This is a genomic window from Rhodoferax saidenbachensis, assembly GCF_001955715.1.
GTDB lineage: Bacteria > Pseudomonadota > Gammaproteobacteria > Burkholderiales > Burkholderiaceae_C > Allorhodoferax > Allorhodoferax saidenbachensis.
The window spans coordinates 3,055,466-3,073,792 of sequence record NZ_CP019239.1; the positions used below are offsets into that span (position 1 = coordinate 3,055,466).

The window sequence follows — 18,327 nt, forward strand, 5'->3', positions numbered from 1 at the left end:
AACCTCAGGATTCGGGCGTAGACAACGTTGACGATGGTTTCGTGTGAGAAACGTCGGACTGCTTCCTGCGGATGCAGTGCAGGCCAGATTAGAGACCACTTTTACCTGCAAATGCAGCGTCTGCCGTCTCCACCACGCAAAAACTCGCGGCGTAGTCGGTCTCGTCAGTCACGCTAATATGGGCGCTCAAACTGCGCGCCTCAAACCATTCTTTCAGGCCACCGTGCAGGACCACAAAGGGCGCGCCACTGGGCAGCTTGTCGATCTCGCACAGGCGCCAGGTCATGGGCATACGCATGCCCAGGCCAATGGCCTTGCTGAACGCTTCTTTTGCACTGAATCGGGTGGCCAGATAACGCACACCACGTTCTGGCCAGCGGGCACTGCGGGCCTTCCAGGTTTTGAATTCACCCTCGCTCAACACCTTGGCGGCAAAACGGTCGCCGTGTTTCTCCAGACTGGCGCGGATACGGCGCACGTCGCAGATGTCGGTGCCGATGCCGTAAATCATTGGAATGTCGCCCTCACGCTCCGCCGCTTACGCGGGTCGCTGCCCCCCGAGGGGGCCTTCGCGCCTTGGGACGGCCCGGCGGCGCTCATTTCAAACAGTCCAAATACGCCTTGACGGTGGCGTCGTAACCCAATTCCAGCGCATCGGCAATCAGCGCGTGGCCGATGGACACCTCCTGCAGCCCCGGCAAAGCGCGTGCGAAAGCAGCCAGGTTGTCGCGGTTAAGGTCGTGGCCGGCATTCACACCCAGCCCCACTTTCAGCGCGGCACGCGCGGCGGCGGCAAAGCGTTCCAGTTGGGCGCCCTGCTCCGGCGTGCCCCAGGCAGCGGCATAAGGCTCGGTGTAAAGCTCAACACGATCGGCACCGACCTCCTTGGCGGCCAACATCGCGGCAGGATCCGCGTCCATGAACAGGCTCACACGCAGTCCCCAGGCTTTCGCATGTTGAATCAGCGGGCGCAGGCGGTTTGCGTCTTGGGGGAAGTTCCAACCGTGGTCGCTGGTGAACTGGCCCTCAGAGTCGGGCACAAAAGTGACTTGGTGTACCGGCAGCTTGCGGTCCAGCAGATCACGCACCGTGTCCATCAGGTTGTGGAAGGGGTTGCCTTCGATGTTGTATTCACGGTCCGGCCAGGCCTTGAGCAATTCCCCCAGCTCGCGCACATCATCGGCGCGGATGTGGCGTGCGTCAGGGCGCGGGTGCACGGTGATGCCCGCCGCACCGGCCTGCAGGCACAGCGTGGCTGCGCGCGTGACGCTGGGGATGCCCAGGTGCCGCGTATTGCGCACCAGGGCGACTTTGTTGAGGTTGACGGAGAGATGGGTTGTCATGTTTTGCCGCCCGGCCGCCCGAAGGCGAAATGCGCCCCCTTGGGGGGCAGCGAATTACACAAAGTGAAGAGCGTGGGGGTCATATCTATAACGCCTGAATATCAATCATCATCTGCCGCGTGCGCAGGGTTTTGACACCGCAATGGTAGTGCAGCAAGTGGCGCAGTTGGGGTTTGAGCTCGGCCATCATGTCAGCACAGGCGCGCAGCGTGGTGGTGAACGGCGCGCCGTCCTGCACGGCAGCGTGCAACTGCAGCCACTGCGCGCCGGTCAGTGCCGCTCGGTCTTCGCTGCCTGCCTGGCGCAGGCCGCCCTCGGGCACCAGTAGGTAACGCGCGTCGGGCTGCAGCGGTGCCAGTGTCATGGTCTGGCGATCCAAGGCCGGCAACAGACCAATCTCACGCAGCAGCAGCAGCTCCCAGGTGCGCAGCGCAGCCTGCAGCACCTCACCATGTTCGCTGGCAATCACTTTGACCACATGGTCGTAAATGTCAAACAACGCGGCATGCGTGTCATCGCGTGCCAGCAGCGTGAGCAGCAGTTCGTTGAGGTAGTAGCCCGATAGCAGCGCGTCGCCCGTAGGCATGACGTGGCCACCCTGCCATTCGGCGCTCTTCAGGGTGCGAATCTCGGCGTCACCGCCATAGGCGACATGCAGGGGCTGCAGCGGCAGCAGGATGGGACGGAAGCTGGAGGTAGGCCGCTTGGCGCCTTTGGCCACCAGCGCGATGCGGCCGTAGTGGCGGGTAAAAACTTCCAGAATCAGGCTGGACTCGCTCCAGTCGTAGCGGTGCAGCACATACGCGGGCTCGTCGGAGATTCGCTTATTCGTAGCCAAAGCTGCGCACCCGCGCTTCGTCGTCGGCCCAGCCAGAGCGCACTTTCACCCACATCTCCAGGAAAACTTTGGCGTCGGCCAGCTTTTCCAGTTCCACGCGGGTTTCCATGCCGATGCGCTTGATGCGCTCGCCCTTGTCACCGATCACCATGGCCTTGTGCGTGTCGCGCTCCACCACAATGGTCGCGGCAATGCGCAGCAGGCGCTTCTGGCCCTTCTTCTGCGGCGGCTCTTCTTCAAACTTGTCAATGATGACGGTGGACGTGTAAGGGAGTTCATCCCCAGTGAGGCGAAACAGCTTTTCGCGCACCAGCTCGCTGGCCAGGAATTTCTCGCTGCGGTCAGTCAGCTCGTCCTCGGCGTACCACCAAGCCTGCTCGGGCAGGTACTTTTCACATATCGCGAGCAAGCGGGGAATGTCTTTGGCGTTCTTCGCCGACATGGGCACAAACTCGGCAAACTTGTGTTTGTCCGTCATGGTTTGCAGCCAGGGCGCAATATCACCACGACGGTGGACATTGTCGAGCTTGTTGGCGATCAACAGGGTGGGGATGTCTTTGCCCAACAGCGCCAATACGCGCGCGTCAGCGGGCGTAAAGCTGCCAGCTTCCACCACAAACAAAATCAAATCCACATCCGCCACCGCGCCTTGCACGGTTTTGTTCAACGACTTATTCAATGCGTTGGCATGCAGGGTCTGGAAACCCGGTGTGTCCACAAACACAAACTGGGTGTTGCCCAAGGTGTGCATGCCGGTAATACGGTGGCGCGTCGTCTGCGCCTTGCGCGACGTGATGCTGATCTTCTGGCCCACCAAGGCGTTGAGCAGTGTGGACTTGCCCACATTGGGCTTGCCCACAATCGCCACCAATCCGCAGCGCTGGTCCTCAGCCTTCGTGCCCGGCTGCGCCAGCTTCGGTGTGCTTTTGAGCAGGCCTTCCAGCATGGCGTCGAGGTTTTCCTGCACTTCGGGTTGCGTGTCTTTTTGACCCTTAGCCCCCGTGAAATCTGCGTGAGCAGCTACTTTTTTAGGAGCGGTCATGGTTTAACTTTCTGTTTGAGGGTTTGCAGCATCGCACCGGCAGCGGCCTGTTCGCCCGCACGCCGGGAGCCGCCGATGCCGCGTTCGGCCAAGCCCAGCTCCGGGATCTCGCACTCCACGTCAAAGCTTTGCTTGTGCGCCGCGCCAATCGTGCCGACCACCGTATAAACAGGTAGCTTCATTTTGCGACCCTGCAGCCACTCCTGCAACTCGGTCTTGGGATCTTTGCCAATGGCGTCCATCTGCGGGTTGATTTCGACCGCCTTGAAGAGCCGGTGCACCAAATCCTGTGCTTTGGCAAAGCCCGCGTCCAGGTAGACCGCACCAATGATGGCTTCGAGCGTATCGGCCAGAATGGAGGGGCGCTTCTGCCCGCCGGAGCGGACTTCGCCCTCCCCCAGTTTCAGTACATCGGGCAGGCCCAGATCGACCGCCAGTTGATGCAACGTGTCTTGCTTGACCAGATTGGCGCGTACGCGGGACAAATCGCCTTCTGGCAGGTTGCCCAAACGCGCATAGAGCAAATCAGAAACAGCGAGATTGAGGACCGAGTCGCCGAGAAATTCCAGACGCTCGTAATGGTCGCTTGAAAAGCTGCGGTGGGTCAGCGCCCTGGACAGCAGGGACGCATTGGAGAATTCATGTTGCAGTCGGCGCTGCAACTCCACCAAACCATCTGCCACCTTATTTGGAACGGCCAGCGTATTTGAGGGTCAGAAAGGCCGGGCCAAAGAGATGGATCTCGCGCTGGTACTCGAAGCTCACGACGACCTTGTCACCTTCCTTGGTCACGGCAACATCCTTGCCGCTGATGGACTTGATGTCGTCAATGGACGCCTGCTTGTCAAAGATCATGCGGGCTTCGGCAACCGTGGCGCCTTCGGTCGCTTTTTGCACGCCCTTTTGCACGGCCTGAAGTTCGATCACCGTAGGAATCACTTGCGCGATTACCACGCCACCCATGGCCAGCACGGCGGCCACAAAGATCAAACCAAAAAAGGTAATACCTTTTTGACGGGACTTGAGCTGAACAGTCATTGTTTTTCCCCTGCCTTGCAGTCATCAACCACGAAAGAAATCAATTAAATGCCCCAATACGCTTGAGGCTGCCAAAATTCATCCAGACAAAGAAGGCTTTGCCGACGATATTTTTCTCCGGCACAAAGCCCCAGTAACGGGAATCCAGCGAATTATCGCGATTGTCACCCATCATGAAGTAGTGGCCTTCCGGTACTTTGCAGGTCACACCTTCCACGGTATAGCTGCAAGCCTCGAAACCTTCAAATTTATCGGCGCCGGGCACAAAGGCGGGGCGGCTGTCGTCATTGAGCACGCGGTGCTTCTTGTCACCCAGCGTTTCTTCGAACTGCTTGAAGTAACGCATCACGTCTTCGTCAAAGAACTCAGGCAAAGCCGTGGTTTCCAGAGGTTTGCCGTTGATGGTCAGGCGCTTGTTCAGATACGCCACCGTATCACCGGGCACGCCAACTACACGTTTGATGTAGTCCAGGCTGGGCTGGGGCGGATAACGAAATACCATCACATCACCGCGCTGGGGTTTGTTGCCCTCGGTGATTTTGGTGTTGAGCACCGGCAGGCGCAGGCCGTAGGTGAACTTGTTGACCAGGATCAAATCGCCAACCAGCAGCGTGGGAATCATGGAACCCGAGGGAATCTTGAAGGGCTCAAACAAAAATGAACGCAACAAGAATACGGTAATGATCACCGGAAACAAGCCAGCGGTCCAGTCCAGCCACCAGGGTTGCATGAGCAGGCGGACTTTGGCGGGTGCAATATCACCATCAACCTTGGTGATGCCCTGCTTTGCAAGCTCTGCACGGCGCACTATGTCATTGGCTTCCAGCGCGGCGGCAGCTTGTTGGCGCTGTGGCAGAAAGTAAAAACGTTCTGCCAGCCAGTAGGCACCTGTCACTATAGAAGCCATGAACAACAACAAGGCAAAGTTGCCTTCCACCCATCCAAAATACCAGGACGCGGCATACATCACAAAAGCGGCGAGCACCGCAGAGGTAAAGGCTTGCATCAGATATTTACCCCCACGCTTGTGACTTCGTCGCTCTTCGAGAACGCTAAACGTACTGCGCTGCCCCCCATGGGGGCCTTCGCGCCTTGGGACGGCCCGGCGGCGCTCAATCTTCCACCTGCAAAATAGCCAGAAATGCCTCTTGCGGCACTTCCACAGAACCAATTTGTTTCATGCGTTTCTTGCCTGCTTTTTGTTTTTCGAGGAGTTTGCGTTTACGTGAAATATCGCCGCCATAACACTTGGCCAGCACGTTCTTGCGCAGCGCTTTGATTGTCTCACGCGCAATGATGTTGGCGCCGATAGCGGCCTGGATCGCCACGTCGTACATCTGACGGGAAATGATCTCGCGCATCTTGGCCACCACTGCCCGGCCCCGGTACTGGCTTTGGGCGCGGTGCAGCATGATGGACAACGCGTCGACCTTCTCCGCGTTCAACAAAATGTCGACCTTGACCACGTCGGCCGCGCGGTACTCCTTGAACTCATAGTCCATGGAGGCATAGCCCCGACTCACACTCTTGAGCTTGTCAAAGAAGTCCAGCACAATTTCGGCCAGCGGCATTTCATAGGTCAGCACCACCTGGCGGCCCTTGTAGGCCATGTTCATCTGCACGCCGCGCTTCTGGTTGGCCAGCGTCATCACGACGCCCACGTATTCCTGCGGCATATAAAGGTGCATCGTGACGATGGGTTCGCGGATCTCGGCGGTCTTGCCGATCTCGGGCATCTTGGACGGGTTTTCCACCATCACCACTTCGCCATCGTTCTTCACCACCTGGTAGACCACGCTCGGCGCAGTCGTGATCAGGTCCTGGTCGAACTCACGCTCTAGGCGCTCTTGGACGATCTCCATATGCAACAAGCCCAGGAAGCCGCAACGGAAACCAAAGCCCAGCGCCTGCGACACTTCCGGTTCGTAATGTAGGGAGGCATCGTTGAGTTTGAGCTTTTCCAGCGCATCGCGCAGCGAGTCGTACTCGCTGGCTTCGGTGGGATACAGGCCCGCAAAAACCTGGGGCTGGATTTCCTTGAAGCCGGGCAGCGCCTCCGTCGCAGTGGCCGCAGCCCCACCGGTGCCGGGCTTGATCAGCGTCACGGTGTCGCCCACCTTGGCGGCCTGCAATTCCTTGATACCGGCAATGATGTAACCCACCTCGCCCGCTTCCAACGATTGGCGCGGCTGGTTGGCGGGGGTGAACACCCCCACGTTGTCGGCGTTGTACATCGCACCAGATGCCATCATCTTGATGCGCTCGCCCTTGCCCAGACGGCCGTCGACCACGCGCACCAGCATCACCACGCCGACGTAGGGATCGAACCAGCTATCAATAATCATCGCGCGCAGCGGCGCGTCGGGATTGCCCTTCGGTGAAGGCACCTTGGCCACAATCATTTCCAGGATCTCGTCGATGCCCAGGCCAGTTTTTGCGGAGCAAACAAGAGCGTCAGTCGCGTCGATGCCGATAACGTCTTCAATTTCACTGCGCGCGTTGTCAGGGTCCGCGTTGGGCAGGTCAATCTTGTTGAGTACCGGCAGCACTTCCACGCCCAGGTCCAACGCGGTATAGCAATTCGCCACGGTCTGTGCTTCAACACCTTGCGATGCATCCACCACCAGCAACGCGCCTTCGCATGCGGAAAGCGAGCGACTCACTTCATACGAGAAGTCCACATGCCCTGGTGTGTCGATCAAATTGAGGTTGTAGACCTGTCCGTCTTTGGCCTTGTATTGGAGCGCAGCGGTCTGTGCCTTGATGGTTATCCCACGCTCTTTCTCGATGTCCATCGAGTCCAGCACTTGCGCTTCCATATCGCGTGCTTCGAGTCCGCCACAACGCTGAATCAAACGGTCTGCCAGCGTGGACTTGCCATGGTCAATGTGGGCAATGATGGAAAAATTTCTGATGTGATTCATCAACGAAGAGCTTCAAGTGATTGAATTAAAACGAACGGGCAAGAAAAAAGGGCGCGTCTGGTTATGACGCGCCCTGAACCAACAATCATTTGGCAACTGCGAAGGTTGGAACTTCATTGTAGGCAAAAAGTCTTGGGAGCACAGCCGAAAAACAAGCTTCACAAGGAAGTTGCAACCCAGCAACAACCAACTTATCAACAACTTATGCACAAAACACTTGGATAAGCTTCTGGACAAGGTGTGGGTGATCTGTGGATCGACTGTGGGGGAGCTACTCCCATCCCATATCATGGACTTTGCACCGACCCTTATATCCATAATGGCCGCGTCAAGCCCCGTATTCTACCTAAAACTGAATACCCAACCTAGAAGTTAGCGTCTGCACACATAAGTGTGGGTATTCGAAAAAAATAAATTCCAGCCGCTCAAACCCCAACAACCCCTCACCCTAGTGAGGTTTAGGGGTTTGGGCTCCGTGGCTTTCGCTTAACGCGCTACCCGGATGACCGCGTATTGGGTCCACTCTCCCCGGCGAAACAAAACATTCAGGGGTTTGTTTTTGTCAAGCTTGGCTATCGCAGCGTCAAACTCTTTCACGGAAGCCACCTCGGTATTGGCCAGCGCCAGAATGATGTCACCCTCCCGAAGTCCCGCCCGCGCTGCAGCCTCCACAGCGGCCTCCACTTTCACGCCGCCTTTGAGGCTGGCTTCTTTGCGCTGCGCCTCGGTCAGCTCGCTCACGGCCAAACCAAACGCCTGGCCCGCTGCCGATCCCTTGGGCTTGTCTTCTCGCCCCTGCGTCTTGACGAGTGGTTTGTCGGCCTCAATTTCGGCAATCACAACACTCAGGTCCTTGCTGGCGCCACGGCGAAACACCGTCACCGTGCTGCGGGTTCCAGGCTTGGTACTGCCCACCATGCGCGGCAGGTCGCTGGACTTGTCGATGGTTTTTCCATCGAACTTGGTGATGATGTCTCCGGCCTCCACGCCAGCCTTCTCGGCTGGCGAGCCAGCTTCCACGCCACGCACCAGCGCACCGATGGGTTTGCCTAAACCAATGGATTCCGCCACATCCTTGCTGACTTGGTCGATCTGCACGCCGATACGGCCGCGCGAAACACGCCCGGAACTGCGCAATTGATCGCTCACGCGTACTGCTTCATCCATGGGGATCGAGAAAGAAATGCCCATGAAACCACCAGAGCGCGAATAGATCTGGCTGTTGATTCCAACCACCTCACCGCGCATATTGATCAGCGGCCCCCCTGAATTACCGGGGTTGATGGCCACGTCGGTCTGGATAAAGGGCAGGTAGTCACCCGTATCGCGCTGTTTCGCACTCACGATGCCCGCAGTCACGGTGTTCTCCAGGCCAAAAGGCGAACCAATGGCCATCACCCATTCGCCCACTTTGAGGCGATTAACGTCGCCCACCTTCACGGCTGGCAGGCCTGTGGCCTCAATCTTGACCACGGCCACATCGGTGCGCTTGTCGGCACCAATGATCTTGGCCTTGAACTCGCGCTTGTCTGTCAGCGTTACCAGCACTTCATCAGCACCATCGACCACGTGGGCGTTGGTCATGATCAGGCCGTCGGAGGACAGAATGAAGCCGGACCCCACCCCACGCGGTTGCTCTTCTTCCTGCTGTTGGGGGCGGTTCTGGCGCGGGGCCTGCTTGGGAATATTGGGAATGGGCAAGCCAAAGCGCCGGAAGAACTCCAGCATCTCTTCCTCATTGGGGCTGCCCTGCTGCGAACGCGCAGCGACTTTTTCCATGGTCCGGATATTGACCACAGAGGGCCCCACCTGCTCCACGAGATCCGTAAAGTCTGGCAGGGTTCGCACTTGGGCGACAGCGGACTGCACCGGCAAGAAAGTGGCAATGCCAGTTGCGCCCAGCGTTGCCGCCAAACACAAGGTCCGCAAGGATTTCATTTTCAGGTACTTCATTGTTGTCTTCCGATCAAAGTAAATTCGCCGCGAAGTCCATGCAAGGACATTCGTGCATCCACTCAGGAAATAGCGACTCATTTCTTGCGCTCAAGCCCGCGCGCAAAAATACTTAACGTGGCAGGCGGCACTTCGCCGACCGCTGTAATCCACCACGCATTGAAACGGCGCGTCAACGTATGCGTGGCGCCACCCATGTCGGTCGCACCTTCACGCACATGGCGCTGGCTGTCATAGGCTTCCACAAACAGCGAAACGGTGGCGAGTCCATCGGAGAACATCCATTGCATCGCGTTGCCTGCAGCATGCCCGGACGCTCCAGCCAAAGCTGCCACCGGCCGCTTGTAACATCCCATCGGCTTGAATCCCGCAACCAACGTACGCATGACCCAGCCTTGGGCATCTGCCGTTGTTTTTTGCAGGTCAGAGTGCTCCACCCGGTAGCCGTCGGTGTTGGCCATCATTTGCGAGAGCTTGCCCATGCTGACCGGTGCGTCCAGTTGGAGTTCCGAAAAAGCGGCCTGCTCCAGCACCTTGCCATCCAGGTCGAGTGTCTGCAACTGCATGACCAGTCCTGATTTTTTCTCGCTCCATACGCGGTAGCCAAAGCGCACATTGTCTTTGGGCACCAGTTGCACCACATCGGCATCGAAGCCGGCGATGCGCTCCTGTGGCAGCACTTTGAGTTTGTAAAACTCGGCAATGGTCGAGTCGCTGGACTTCAGCAGGTTGGGAAAGAGCCCCAGAGAATCGCGACTCTCGGCCACCGCGATGCGGTTCTGCGGGTAAAACGTAACGACCTGGTCATTGCGACGGAACGTGGACCGGGGTGGGCCACTCAATGACTCCACACGCTCCATCTGCTGCGTGCCGTCGCAGACATGCCAAATTTTGGCGCTGGCCATATTGCCGCCCGCAGAAACCACAAACGTGCCGGTATAGGCCCGCTTGCGTGACGCTTCATGCAACCGCATCAACCAGGCATTGATGGAAGCATCCGGCGACACCGCTTCTGCCTGCGCCTGCAGCGCTCCAGACAGCAGCAGTACAGCCATCGCCAGCCCAGCCCAACGGGTCAGTCGTTTCACTGCGCAGGCCTCTCAAAGGTTGCGTTGCGCAAAAACCCCGATGGCATCTGCAAGGCCGAATGACCACCCAACTGGTGGTGGGCGGCCATCAGCGCATCCAGTTGCGGGTCGCGCAGCATGACGGGCGCCTGCGGCACCAATGCAAGCTGGGATGATGACTCTGTCGTAGCTGGCACGCTGGTGGCCATTTGAGCGTCCGCATTGCCTGTGAATTGGTTCCAGGCCCCCGAACCCACAACACTGACCAGAACAGCACACGCCACACCCGCCAGCCACTTCCAGCGCAGCACCGAGGCATTGGCAGCCGATGCACTGCGCACGGGCACATCCATAGGCATGACCAGCGGCACGCTGGGCCGTGCGGGCTCATCGGCCAGTTTGCGCTCCAGCCGGTCCCAAAAAGCAAGGTCACGCGCCGATGGGGCTAGCTCTTCACTGCGCAGCACATCACCAATCACATGGTGTAGATGCCAAGCTTGTACTGCCTGTGGATCCGACAGCAAGGCATCCAGCACACTGCCATCCTCACCCCGCAGGCGACCATCCATTGCGTCCGAGAGTTGTTCACCAGATAGCGGTTTCAGGTTACTCATGGCGTGTCCTCACCAGCGCTTGCCGGTCTGCTTTTCCAGCAAGGGCTTGACCTTGCTGGAAATGGATTCGCGCGCACGAAAGATCCGGGAACGCACGGTTCCAATCGGGCAGTCCATGGCAGCAGCAATTTCTTCATAACTCAAACCTTCAATCTCCCGCAAGGTGACGGCCTGCTTCAGGTCATCGGGCAAATCATCCATGGCCGCATTGACCACCGCGGCAATTTCTTTGGCAGCCAAAACCGACTCCGGTGTTTCGTCACTGATTGGTTCATTTTTTCGCCAGGAAGTTTCATCCTCGTCGTCACGGGCCAGGAAACTCTCCGAAACAGTGGGGTCCCGTTTAAGCTCCATTAGCGACTTTTTGGCTGTATTTACCGCAATGCGATAAAGCCAGGTGTAAAACTGGGCGTCTCCGCGAAACTGGTGCAAGGCGCGGTAGGCGCGGATAAAGGTCTCCTGGGCAATGTCTTCCACCAGATCCACATCGCGCACCATCCGGCCAATCAGGCGCTGGATGCGCCTCTGGTATTTAAGCACCAGCAGGCCATACGCACGCTGGTCTCCGCCCACGGTGCGCTGGACCAGTAAAAGATCGGAATCCTGCGGTGATGCGGTGGGCAACTCGCTCATGCAAAATCTCCGTCCTGCAGAGAATCCTCGGCGGTTGGCTTGTGTTTTGCGTTTTGCGCGCGCTGGCTGCCAAACACGGCACGGCGCAATGCCGCCCAGTTGCCCCCACCGGAACTGGCTTCCAGCCAGACCCACGCCTTTCGGCCGGCGGCGCTGTGAATAGACACCAGCATCACGCTTTGCAAGTCAAAGACAGGCGTGAGCTGACAGGCTTGTTCTGTATCCAATGCGGTCCAGTGCCAATGCTGCCCATCCCATCGCAGCAAGCCCACCGGCGCGTTGCGCCATGCCTGTAAAGCACAGGCGGCGCTTGCCACGAGAATCGCGATCAGGGAAAAAAATGCAGCAGACAACGGCTGGGTCATTGCAAAACCCAGGCAGGTCAGGCCTCCCAGCCCTGCTATCCACAGCAAGACCCTCAAATGCCAGCGTGACCGCACAACACGGTGGCTGGCGGCAGGTGGCAGGTGCATACACGGGTGACCAGGGGTTTCCTGTCAGACCCGTTTGAAAACCAGAGTGCCGTTGGTTCCGCCGAAGCCAAAGTTGTTCTTCACCGCCACGTCAATGCGCATGTCGCGCGCGGTGTTGGCGCAGTAATCCAGATCGCACTCCGGATCCTGGTTGAAGATATTGATGGTGGGCGGGCTCTTCTGGTGGTGGATGGCCAACACCGTAAAAACCGACTCCAACCCACCTGCACCGCCCAGCAAATGACCGGTCATGGATTTGGTGGAATTGACCACGACCTTGCTGGCGTGGCTACCCAATGCCGCCTTGATGGCATTGGATTCGTTGATATCGCCCAGCGGTGTTGAGGTGCCGTGTGCATTCAAGTATTGCACCTGGTCCGCATTCACACCGGCATTGCGCATGGCATTCAGCATGGCGCGGCGTGGGCCGTCCATATTGGGGGCCGTCATGTGACCCGCATCGGCACTCATGCCAAAGCCAGCCAATTCGGCGTAAATCTTGGCGCCGCGGGCTTTGGCGTGTTCGTACTCTTCGAGCACCATCACACCACCACCCTCGCCCAACACAAAACCATCACGGTCTTTGTCCCAGGGACGTGAGGCCGTAGCAGGATCGTCATTGCGGGTAGACAGTGCACGCATGGCAGCAAAACCGCCAATGCCCAACGGCGACACAGTCGCTTCGGAGCCACCGGCCACCATCACATCGGCATCACCGTACTCGATCATGCGGCCAGCTTCACCAATGCAGTGCAGGCCGGTGGTGCAGGCGGTCACGATGGCGATGTTGGGGCCCTTGAAGCCACACTTGATCGACACATGGCCGGCAGTCATGTTGATGATCGATGCCGGCACAAAAAACGGCGAAATACGCCGCGGACCGCGGTTGGTCAGCTCTGTGTGGGTTTCTTCGATCATCGGCAAACCGCCGATGCCCGAACCAATCACACAGCCAATACGGGTTGCCTCTTCTTCACCCAAGGCGTCGCCAGTCGGTAGACCAGCGTCAGCCACTGCCTGCATGGCAGCGGCAATGCCGTAATGGATGAAGGTGTCCATCGTGCGGGCTTCTTTGGAAGTCATGTACGACTCCACATTGAAACCGCGCACCTCGCCCGCAATCTTGCAGGCAAAGGCCGACGCATCAAACTTGCTAATGAGATCAATGCCGGATTTCCCGGCAATCACATTGGCCCAAGCCTCAGTGACTGTATTGCCAACAGGGCTGACACAACCCAAACCAGTAACAACGACGCGGCGACGGGACATAGGCAATCGGACCCTTAGGCCTTTTTGTGGGTGTTGGCGTAATCGATCGCAGCTTGCACTGTGGTGATTTTTTCGGCGTCTTCGTCAGGAATTTCAATTCCGAACTCGTCTTCCAATGCCATCACCAGCTCCACTGTGTCCAGAGAGTCAGCACCCAGATCAGCCACAAAGGCTTTTTCGTTGGTGACTTGAGACTCTTCAACACCGAGTTGCTCGGCAATGATTTTTTTGACGCGTACTTCAATATCGCTCATGGGTTCCCTCTAAGGGTTGTAAATGAATCCGAGATTTTACCCGCGCTAGAGGCATGCCCCTAACCGGATCACCGAACGGACCAATCGGCTGATTTTTAAAGGCTTACATGTACATGCCGCCGTTGACGTGCAGCTCCTGCCCCGTCACGTAACTTGCCTGCGGTGACGCCAGGTACGCGACCGCATGCGCAATGTCGGCCGGCTTGCCCAGATGCCCCAGCGGGATCTGGCCCAACAGCGCCTTTTGCTGGTCTTCGCCCAGCGCCGCAGTCATGTCGGTTTCGATAAATCCGGGTGCAACGCAGTTGACCGTGATATTGCGCGAGCCCAGCTCACGCGCCAGCGCGCGGGTCATACCGGCCACACCGGCCTTGGCCGCTGCGTAGTTGGCTTGGCCCGGGTTGCCAGAGGCGCCCACCACCGAGGTGATGCTGATGATGCGCCCGTAACGCTGCTTCATCATGGCGCGCATCACGGCGCGGCTCATGCGAAACACGCCCTTGAGGTTGGTGTCCAGCACCGCATCCCAGTCTTCGTCTTTCATACGCATGGCCAGGGTGTCGCGGGTAATGCCGGCGTTGTTCACCAGCACCTGCAATCCACCGTGTTCCTTGACGATGCTGTCCACCAATGCTTCGCCGGCGGCGCCATCGGTCACGTCCAGCGTGCGCCCAGCGCATCCCGCAAACGCCGACAGAGCCTCCTGGATCTTGGTCGCACCAGCATCCGTGGTGGCGGTACCAATCACTTTGAGCCCTTTGCGGGCCAGCTCCAGTGCAATCGCCGCACCAATGCCACGCGACGCACCGGTCACCAAGGCAATCTGGCCTTCAAATTTCACTTCGTTCATGCCAAGGCTCCTTGCACTTCTTTCAAGCTGGCCGGATCAAAAAGCGGCAAACCATTCATTTCTGCGTCAATACGTTTGGCCATACCGGCCAATACCTTGCCAGGACCACATTCCACCAGGGTGGTCAGGCCGCGCGCCTTGAGGGCTTGCACACACTCGACCCAGCGCACCGGGCCAAAAGCCTGGCGGTACAGCGCGTCACGGATGCGGTCTGCGTCCACTTCAACGGCCACATCAATATTGTTGATCAACGTAATCTGCGGCGTAGCAATCTCAATGTCCTCCAGGCGCGCCTTGAGCTTTTCGGCGGCTGGCTTCATCAAGCTGGAGTGGAACGGCGCAGACACGGGCAGAAGCAAGGCGCGTTTGGCGCCATTGGCCTTGAGCAGCTCACAGGCCTTGTCCACCGCCGCCTTGCTGCCGGCGATCACGGTTTGGGCCGGATCGTTGAAGTTCACGGCCTCCACAATTTCAGTGCTACTTGGGCCGAAAGCCTCCGTCACCTCTGCGCAACCAGCTATTACTTTTGTAGCATCCATACCCAGAATGGCGGCCATGGCACCCACGCCAACCGGCACGGCCTCCTGCATGGCCTGCGCGCGCAAGCGCACCAGCGGCGCCGCTTGCGCCAGCGTCAGAGCGCCAGCCGCCACCAGCGCGGTGTATTCGCCCAGCGAGTGTCCGGCTACGGCATTGGGGGCCACGCCCACTTCAGACATCCAGACGCGGTAAGCCGCCACACCAGCGACCAGCATGACCGGCTGGGTATTGGTAGTGAGCGCCAACGCTTCCTTGGGACCTTCGTGGATCAATTGGCCCACGTTCTCGCCCAACGCGTCAGAGGCTTCCAGCAAAGTCTGTGCGACCACGGGATGGTCACTCCACGCGTCCAGCATGCCCACCGACTGGGAGCCTTGTCCGGGAAATACAAATGCAAACTGCTTCATAGGGAAATTTCTATCAAAAAGTGCCTCTAGCCCTTACGGTTATTGCGCAAGCAGCTATAGATTCAGGAGCACCGCACCCCAGGTGAAACCACCACCCACGCCTTCCAGCATGAGTGTCTCCCCGGGTTTGACCTTGCCACTGCGCACCGCCCAGTCCAGCGCCAGCGGAATGGACGCGGCCGAGGTATTGCCATGCTGGTCCACGGTGACCACCACCTTGTCCATGGACATCTTCAGGCGTTTGGCCGTGCTTTGCATGATGCGGATATTGGCCTGGTGCGGAATCAGCCAGTCGATATCGGCCTCGGTCTTGCCGGCCTTGGCCAGGGTCGCGCGTGCAGCGTCTTCCAACACACCCACGGCCAGCTTGAAGACGGCTTGCCCATCCATTTTGAGGAAAGGATCGCCCAGAATCGCACCCGCCGCCACATGGCCGGGCACACACAGGATGCCCACGTGTTTGCCATCAGCGTGCAGATCGCTGGCCAGAATGCCTGGCGTATCTGACGCTTCCAGCACCACGGCACCGGCACCATCACCAAACAACACACAGGTGGTGCGGTCAGAGAAATCGAGGATGCGGGAAAAAATCTCGGTGCCAATGACCAGCGCACACTTGGCCGCACCGGTCTGGATCATGGCGTCGGCCACGGTCAGGGCATACACAAAGCCGCTGCACACAGCCTGCACGTCAAACGCCGCACAGCCATTGGCGCCCAGCTTGTTTTGCAGGATACAGGCGGTAGAAGGGAACACCATGTCCGGCGTGGACGTGGCCACAATGATCAAATCCACGTCCTGTGGAATGCGGCCAGCGGCCTGCAGGGCATTTTTGGCGGCTTCCAGTCCCAGGTCGCTGCTGTAAACACCGTCCGCTGCAAAGTGACGGGCGCGGATACCGGTACGTTCCACGATCCACTCATCGGATGTCTCAACACCCTTGCCCGCCAATTCAGCGACCAAATCGGCATTGCTCAGCCTGCGTGGGGGCACATAACTGCCCGTGCCGGTAATTCGCGAAAAACGTCTCATGGATGGGTGGATGACACCCGCACAGATTACTGCACCACTTCCGCAGGCACCAAAAGAGGCGCTGCGTGGGCAATGCGAACCTGAACGCGGTCAAGCAAGTTGTTTCGGGCTGCATCATACGCCCGGTTCAAGGCGTTCCCGAAGGCCAGCACATCGGCCGAGCCGTGGCTTTTGAACACCAACCCGCGCAGACCCAACAGAGCTGCACCGTTGTAACGCCGGTGGTCAACGCGATTTTTAAGCGCTGTTAGAACCGAATAGGCGCCAATTGCCGCCATTTTGGTGAAAATATTTTTGGAAAACTCAGCTTTCAGGAAACCACCAATCATGCCCGCCAGACCTTCACTGGTCTTCAGGGCCACATTGCCAACAAATCCATCGCAAACAACGATATCGACATGGCCCTTGAAAATATCGTTGCCTTCGACATTGCCATAGAAGTTCAAATCGCCGGACTTGGCAGCAGAACGCAGCAATTCACCGGCTTTTTTGATAACTTCGTTGCCTTTAATAACTTCTTCGCCAATGTTAAGCAGCCCAACAGAAGGCGACTCCTTATTGTTAAGGACCGACACCAGCGCCGAACCCATCACCGCAAACTGCAGCAGGTGTTCGGCTGTGCAATCCACATTGGCACCCAGATCCAACACCGTGGTGGCGCCGCCGGAGGCATTGGGGATTTGGCCCGCAATGGCCGGGCGCTCAATACCATCCAGGGTTTTGAGGATGTAACGCGAAATCGCCATCAGTGCGCCGGTGTTACCAGCCGACACGGCCGCCTGGGCCTGACCATCCTTGACCTGCTGGATGGCGACCCGCATGGACGAGTCCTTCTTCTTGCGCAGCGCAATTTCCAGAGGATCGTCCATGGTCACCACTTCGCTGGCGGTCACGATGCGCGCGCGCGGGTGTTCAAAACCGGCAAAAACTTCGGGCAAGCCCACCAGGATCAGGGCGGCATCGGCGTGGCGCTCCAAAAATTCCCGGCAAGCCGGCAAAGTAACCTTGGGGCCGTGATCGCCCCCCATGCAGTCCACAGCAACGGTGATCATGAAAAAGACACCAGACAGTAAGCAGATTGAAACAAAAGCGGCACCCAGAAATGAGAAAAGCCCGTCGCCACAGAGTCTGCAGCTTCGGGCTTCGCGTGAACTCTTAAGTTCAGGCTTCGGATTTGGTCTTCAACACCTTGCGGCCACGGTAGAAACCGGTGGGGCTGATGTGGTGACGCAGGTGGATTTCGCCGGTGGTAGGTTCCACAGCGATTCCGGGCACGTCCAGCGCATTGTGCGAACGGTGCATACCGCGCTTGGAAGGAGATTTTTTGTTTTGTTGAACGGCCATGATCGGCTCCTGAGCAAGGGTGCTGCACAGGTTGCAACACTTGAAGGGTTGGTAAAAACGCTGCGCCTATCCGGACAGACTGCACGCGCGAAGCCTCAGATTATAGCCCAAATCGGGCAACTCAGCCACTCCGCGCTACTTAGGCGCCTTCTTGAGTTGCTCCAGAACCGCAAATGGGTTGGGTTTTTCCTCAGGCGCATCCTCAAAACCCGGGTCAGCCACCTGCAGCTTCACAGCCTGGGGACAGGTGTCGTGCTTGGGCGCAGCAGGCAATGTCATCAGTAGCTCGTCCTCAATCAGCTCCAGCAGGTTGAAGCTTTTGCTCAGTACCAGCACGTCTTCCTCGGATTCCTCGTCTTCCACTTCGGCCAGTGCTTCGGTCGCCACAAAGCGGAAGTCCCGCTCAAAAGACACCGGCACATCTACCGGCCCCAGGCAACGCTGGCAAGTCAAAGGCAACACGGCCTCTGCTTTCAGGTGCATCCAGGGTTCGTCCACACCTGCGGCATCGGTCTGCATGGCGCCTTGGGCGGCGTAACTCACCAGGGTTTCGGCGCCCAGACCATGGGTTTCTTCAAGCAAACGCTCAAAACGGGCCAGGCGCTCATCCCCCACCAGATCCGCCTCTGCACTGGCAAAAGCTGCGATAGGCAGGTGCCGCGCCACAAATTCATGTTTCATGCGCGCAGTGTAAGAGAATCAAGCC

Annotated in this window: 21 protein-coding genes; all 21 read right to left on the minus strand. The window is 58.4% G+C overall.

The window, feature by feature from the left end:
• Positions 1-88: 88 nt before the first annotated feature.
• The 21 genes from acpS to RS694_RS14635 all read right to left on the minus strand — a co-directional run bounded on the left by acpS (position 89) and on the right by RS694_RS14635 (position 18,302).
• Positions 89-511: a holo-ACP synthase gene (gene acpS, locus RS694_RS14535; RefSeq protein ID WP_029709093.1), complete on the minus strand. Its 423-nt coding sequence runs from the start codon at positions 509-511 to the stop codon at positions 89-91.
• 85 nt (positions 512-596) lie between these two features.
• Entirely contained in the window at positions 597-1,343 is a 747-nt protein-coding gene (locus tag RS694_RS14540; protein WP_029709094.1) for a pyridoxine 5'-phosphate synthase, read from the minus strand.
• An 85-nt stretch (positions 1,344-1,428) separates the two neighbouring features.
• The gene (gene recO, locus RS694_RS14545; RefSeq protein WP_029709095.1) at positions 1,429-2,181 is read right to left on the minus strand and encodes a DNA repair protein RecO; all 753 of its coding nucleotides are present in this window, start codon (positions 2,179-2,181) and stop codon (positions 1,429-1,431) included.
• Positions 2,168-3,127, minus strand: a complete 960-nt coding sequence (gene era / locus RS694_RS14550; RefSeq protein ID WP_241464151.1) for a GTPase Era — start codon at positions 3,125-3,127, stop codon at positions 2,168-2,170. The genes recO and era overlap by 14 nt, the downstream gene beginning before the upstream one ends.
• Positions 3,128-3,219: 92 nt before the next feature.
• Complete coding sequence (gene rnc / locus RS694_RS14555) at positions 3,220-3,906, minus strand: ribonuclease III (protein WP_029709097.1); 687 nt, start codon at positions 3,904-3,906, stop codon at positions 3,220-3,222.
• A gap of 1 nt (position 3,907) precedes the next feature.
• Positions 3,908-4,261, minus strand: coding sequence for a DUF4845 domain-containing protein (locus RS694_RS14560; protein ID WP_029709098.1), 354 nt, complete (start codon positions 4,259-4,261; stop codon positions 3,908-3,910).
• Positions 4,262-4,301: 40 nt separating this feature from the next.
• Positions 4,302-5,267, minus strand: a complete 966-nt coding sequence (gene lepB / locus RS694_RS14565) for a signal peptidase I (protein WP_029709099.1) — start codon at positions 5,265-5,267, stop codon at positions 4,302-4,304.
• Positions 5,268-5,373: 106 nt separating this feature from the next.
• The gene (gene lepA, locus RS694_RS14570) at positions 5,374-7,185 is read right to left on the minus strand and encodes a translation elongation factor 4 (RefSeq protein WP_029709100.1); all 1,812 of its coding nucleotides are present in this window, start codon (positions 7,183-7,185) and stop codon (positions 5,374-5,376) included.
• A 486-nt stretch (positions 7,186-7,671) separates the two neighbouring features.
• Positions 7,672-9,138 (minus strand): DegQ family serine endoprotease, encoded by a 1,467-nt coding sequence (locus RS694_RS14575; RefSeq protein WP_029709101.1) that lies wholly within the window; start codon positions 9,136-9,138, stop codon positions 7,672-7,674.
• A gap of 77 nt (positions 9,139-9,215) precedes the next feature.
• Positions 9,216-10,226, minus strand: coding sequence for a MucB/RseB C-terminal domain-containing protein (locus RS694_RS14580; protein ID WP_076069756.1), 1,011 nt, complete (start codon positions 10,224-10,226; stop codon positions 9,216-9,218).
• Positions 10,223-10,819, minus strand: a complete 597-nt coding sequence (locus tag RS694_RS14585) for a sigma-E factor negative regulatory protein (protein WP_029709103.1) — start codon at positions 10,817-10,819, stop codon at positions 10,223-10,225. Before RS694_RS14585 ends, RS694_RS14580 begins: the two co-directional genes overlap by 4 nt.
• Positions 10,820-10,828: 9 nt before the next feature.
• Positions 10,829-11,452 (minus strand): RNA polymerase sigma factor RpoE, encoded by a 624-nt coding sequence (rpoE, locus tag RS694_RS14590; protein WP_029709104.1) that lies wholly within the window; start codon positions 11,450-11,452, stop codon positions 10,829-10,831.
• Positions 11,449-11,925: a hypothetical protein gene (locus tag RS694_RS14595; protein WP_051392054.1), complete on the minus strand. Its 477-nt coding sequence runs from the start codon at positions 11,923-11,925 to the stop codon at positions 11,449-11,451. Before RS694_RS14595 ends, rpoE begins: the two co-directional genes overlap by 4 nt.
• A 24-nt stretch (positions 11,926-11,949) precedes the next feature.
• Complete coding sequence (gene fabF / locus RS694_RS14600; protein WP_029709106.1) at positions 11,950-13,194, minus strand: beta-ketoacyl-ACP synthase II; 1,245 nt, start codon at positions 13,192-13,194, stop codon at positions 11,950-11,952.
• A gap of 14 nt (positions 13,195-13,208) precedes the next feature.
• Positions 13,209-13,448, minus strand: a complete 240-nt coding sequence (acpP, locus tag RS694_RS14605; RefSeq protein WP_029709107.1) for an acyl carrier protein — start codon at positions 13,446-13,448, stop codon at positions 13,209-13,211.
• A 103-nt stretch (positions 13,449-13,551) separates the two neighbouring features.
• Positions 13,552-14,298 carry a 3-oxoacyl-ACP reductase FabG gene (gene fabG / locus RS694_RS14610; protein WP_029709108.1) on the minus strand — a complete coding sequence of 249 codons (747 nt, stop codon included), beginning with the start codon at positions 14,296-14,298 and terminating at the stop codon, positions 13,552-13,554.
• Complete coding sequence (gene fabD / locus RS694_RS14615) at positions 14,295-15,245, minus strand: ACP S-malonyltransferase (protein WP_029709109.1); 951 nt, start codon at positions 15,243-15,245, stop codon at positions 14,295-14,297. The genes fabG and fabD overlap by 4 nt, the downstream gene beginning before the upstream one ends.
• A 54-nt stretch (positions 15,246-15,299) precedes the next feature.
• Positions 15,300-16,277, minus strand: a complete 978-nt coding sequence (locus tag RS694_RS14620; RefSeq protein WP_029709110.1) for a beta-ketoacyl-ACP synthase III — start codon at positions 16,275-16,277, stop codon at positions 15,300-15,302.
• A 26-nt stretch (positions 16,278-16,303) separates the two neighbouring features.
• Positions 16,304-17,329 carry a phosphate acyltransferase PlsX gene (gene plsX, locus RS694_RS14625; protein ID WP_029709111.1) on the minus strand — a complete coding sequence of 342 codons (1,026 nt, stop codon included), beginning with the start codon at positions 17,327-17,329 and terminating at the stop codon, positions 16,304-16,306.
• A gap of 109 nt (positions 17,330-17,438) precedes the next feature.
• Positions 17,439-17,621: a 50S ribosomal protein L32 gene (gene rpmF / locus RS694_RS14630; RefSeq protein WP_029709112.1), complete on the minus strand. Its 183-nt coding sequence runs from the start codon at positions 17,619-17,621 to the stop codon at positions 17,439-17,441.
• A gap of 135 nt (positions 17,622-17,756) precedes the next feature.
• Positions 17,757-18,302: a YceD family protein gene (locus RS694_RS14635; RefSeq protein WP_029709113.1), complete on the minus strand. Its 546-nt coding sequence runs from the start codon at positions 18,300-18,302 to the stop codon at positions 17,757-17,759.
• Positions 18,303-18,327 lie beyond the last annotated feature (25 nt).

Bases quoted from the DNA above. Each gene is read 5' to 3' on its own strand.
- acpS (WP_029709093.1), bottom strand. From the start codon at position 511: ATGATTTACGGCATCGGCACCGACATCTGCGACGTGCGCCGTATCCGC.
- RS694_RS14540 (WP_029709094.1), bottom strand. From the start codon at position 1,343: ATGACAACCCATCTCTCCGTCAACCTCAACAAAGTCGCCCTGGTGCGC.
- era (WP_241464151.1), bottom strand. From the start codon at position 3,127: ATGCTGGAAGGCCTGCTCAAAAGCACACCGAAGCTGGCGCAGCCGGGC.
- RS694_RS14560 (WP_029709098.1), bottom strand. From the start codon at position 4,261: ATGACTGTTCAGCTCAAGTCCCGTCAAAAAGGTATTACCTTTTTTGGT.
- lepB (WP_029709099.1), bottom strand. From the start codon at position 5,267: ATGCAAGCCTTTACCTCTGCGGTGCTCGCCGCTTTTGTGATGTATGCC.
- lepA (WP_029709100.1), bottom strand. From the start codon at position 7,185: ATGAATCACATCAGAAATTTTTCCATCATTGCCCACATTGACCATGGC.
- RS694_RS14575 (WP_029709101.1), bottom strand. From the start codon at position 9,138: ATGAAGTACCTGAAAATGAAATCCTTGCGGACCTTGTGTTTGGCGGCA.
- RS694_RS14585 (WP_029709103.1), bottom strand. From the start codon at position 10,819: ATGAGTAACCTGAAACCGCTATCTGGTGAACAACTCTCGGACGCAATG.
- rpoE (WP_029709104.1), bottom strand. From the start codon at position 11,452: ATGAGCGAGTTGCCCACCGCATCACCGCAGGATTCCGATCTTTTACTG.
- RS694_RS14595 (WP_051392054.1), bottom strand. From the start codon at position 11,925: ATGCACCTGCCACCTGCCGCCAGCCACCGTGTTGTGCGGTCACGCTGG.
- fabF (WP_029709106.1), bottom strand. From the start codon at position 13,194: ATGTCCCGTCGCCGCGTCGTTGTTACTGGTTTGGGTTGTGTCAGCCCT.
- acpP (WP_029709107.1), bottom strand. From the start codon at position 13,448: ATGAGCGATATTGAAGTACGCGTCAAAAAAATCATTGCCGAGCAACTC.
- fabG (WP_029709108.1), bottom strand. From the start codon at position 14,298: ATGAACGAAGTGAAATTTGAAGGCCAGATTGCCTTGGTGACCGGTGCG.
- fabD (WP_029709109.1), bottom strand. From the start codon at position 15,245: ATGAAGCAGTTTGCATTTGTATTTCCCGGACAAGGCTCCCAGTCGGTG.
- RS694_RS14620 (WP_029709110.1), bottom strand. From the start codon at position 16,277: ATGAGACGTTTTTCGCGAATTACCGGCACGGGCAGTTATGTGCCCCCA.
- plsX (WP_029709111.1), bottom strand. From the start codon at position 17,329: ATGATCACCGTTGCTGTGGACTGCATGGGGGGCGATCACGGCCCCAAG.
- rpmF (WP_029709112.1), bottom strand. From the start codon at position 17,621: ATGGCCGTTCAACAAAACAAAAAATCTCCTTCCAAGCGCGGTATGCAC.
- RS694_RS14635 (WP_029709113.1), bottom strand. From the start codon at position 18,302: ATGAAACATGAATTTGTGGCGCGGCACCTGCCTATCGCAGCTTTTGCC.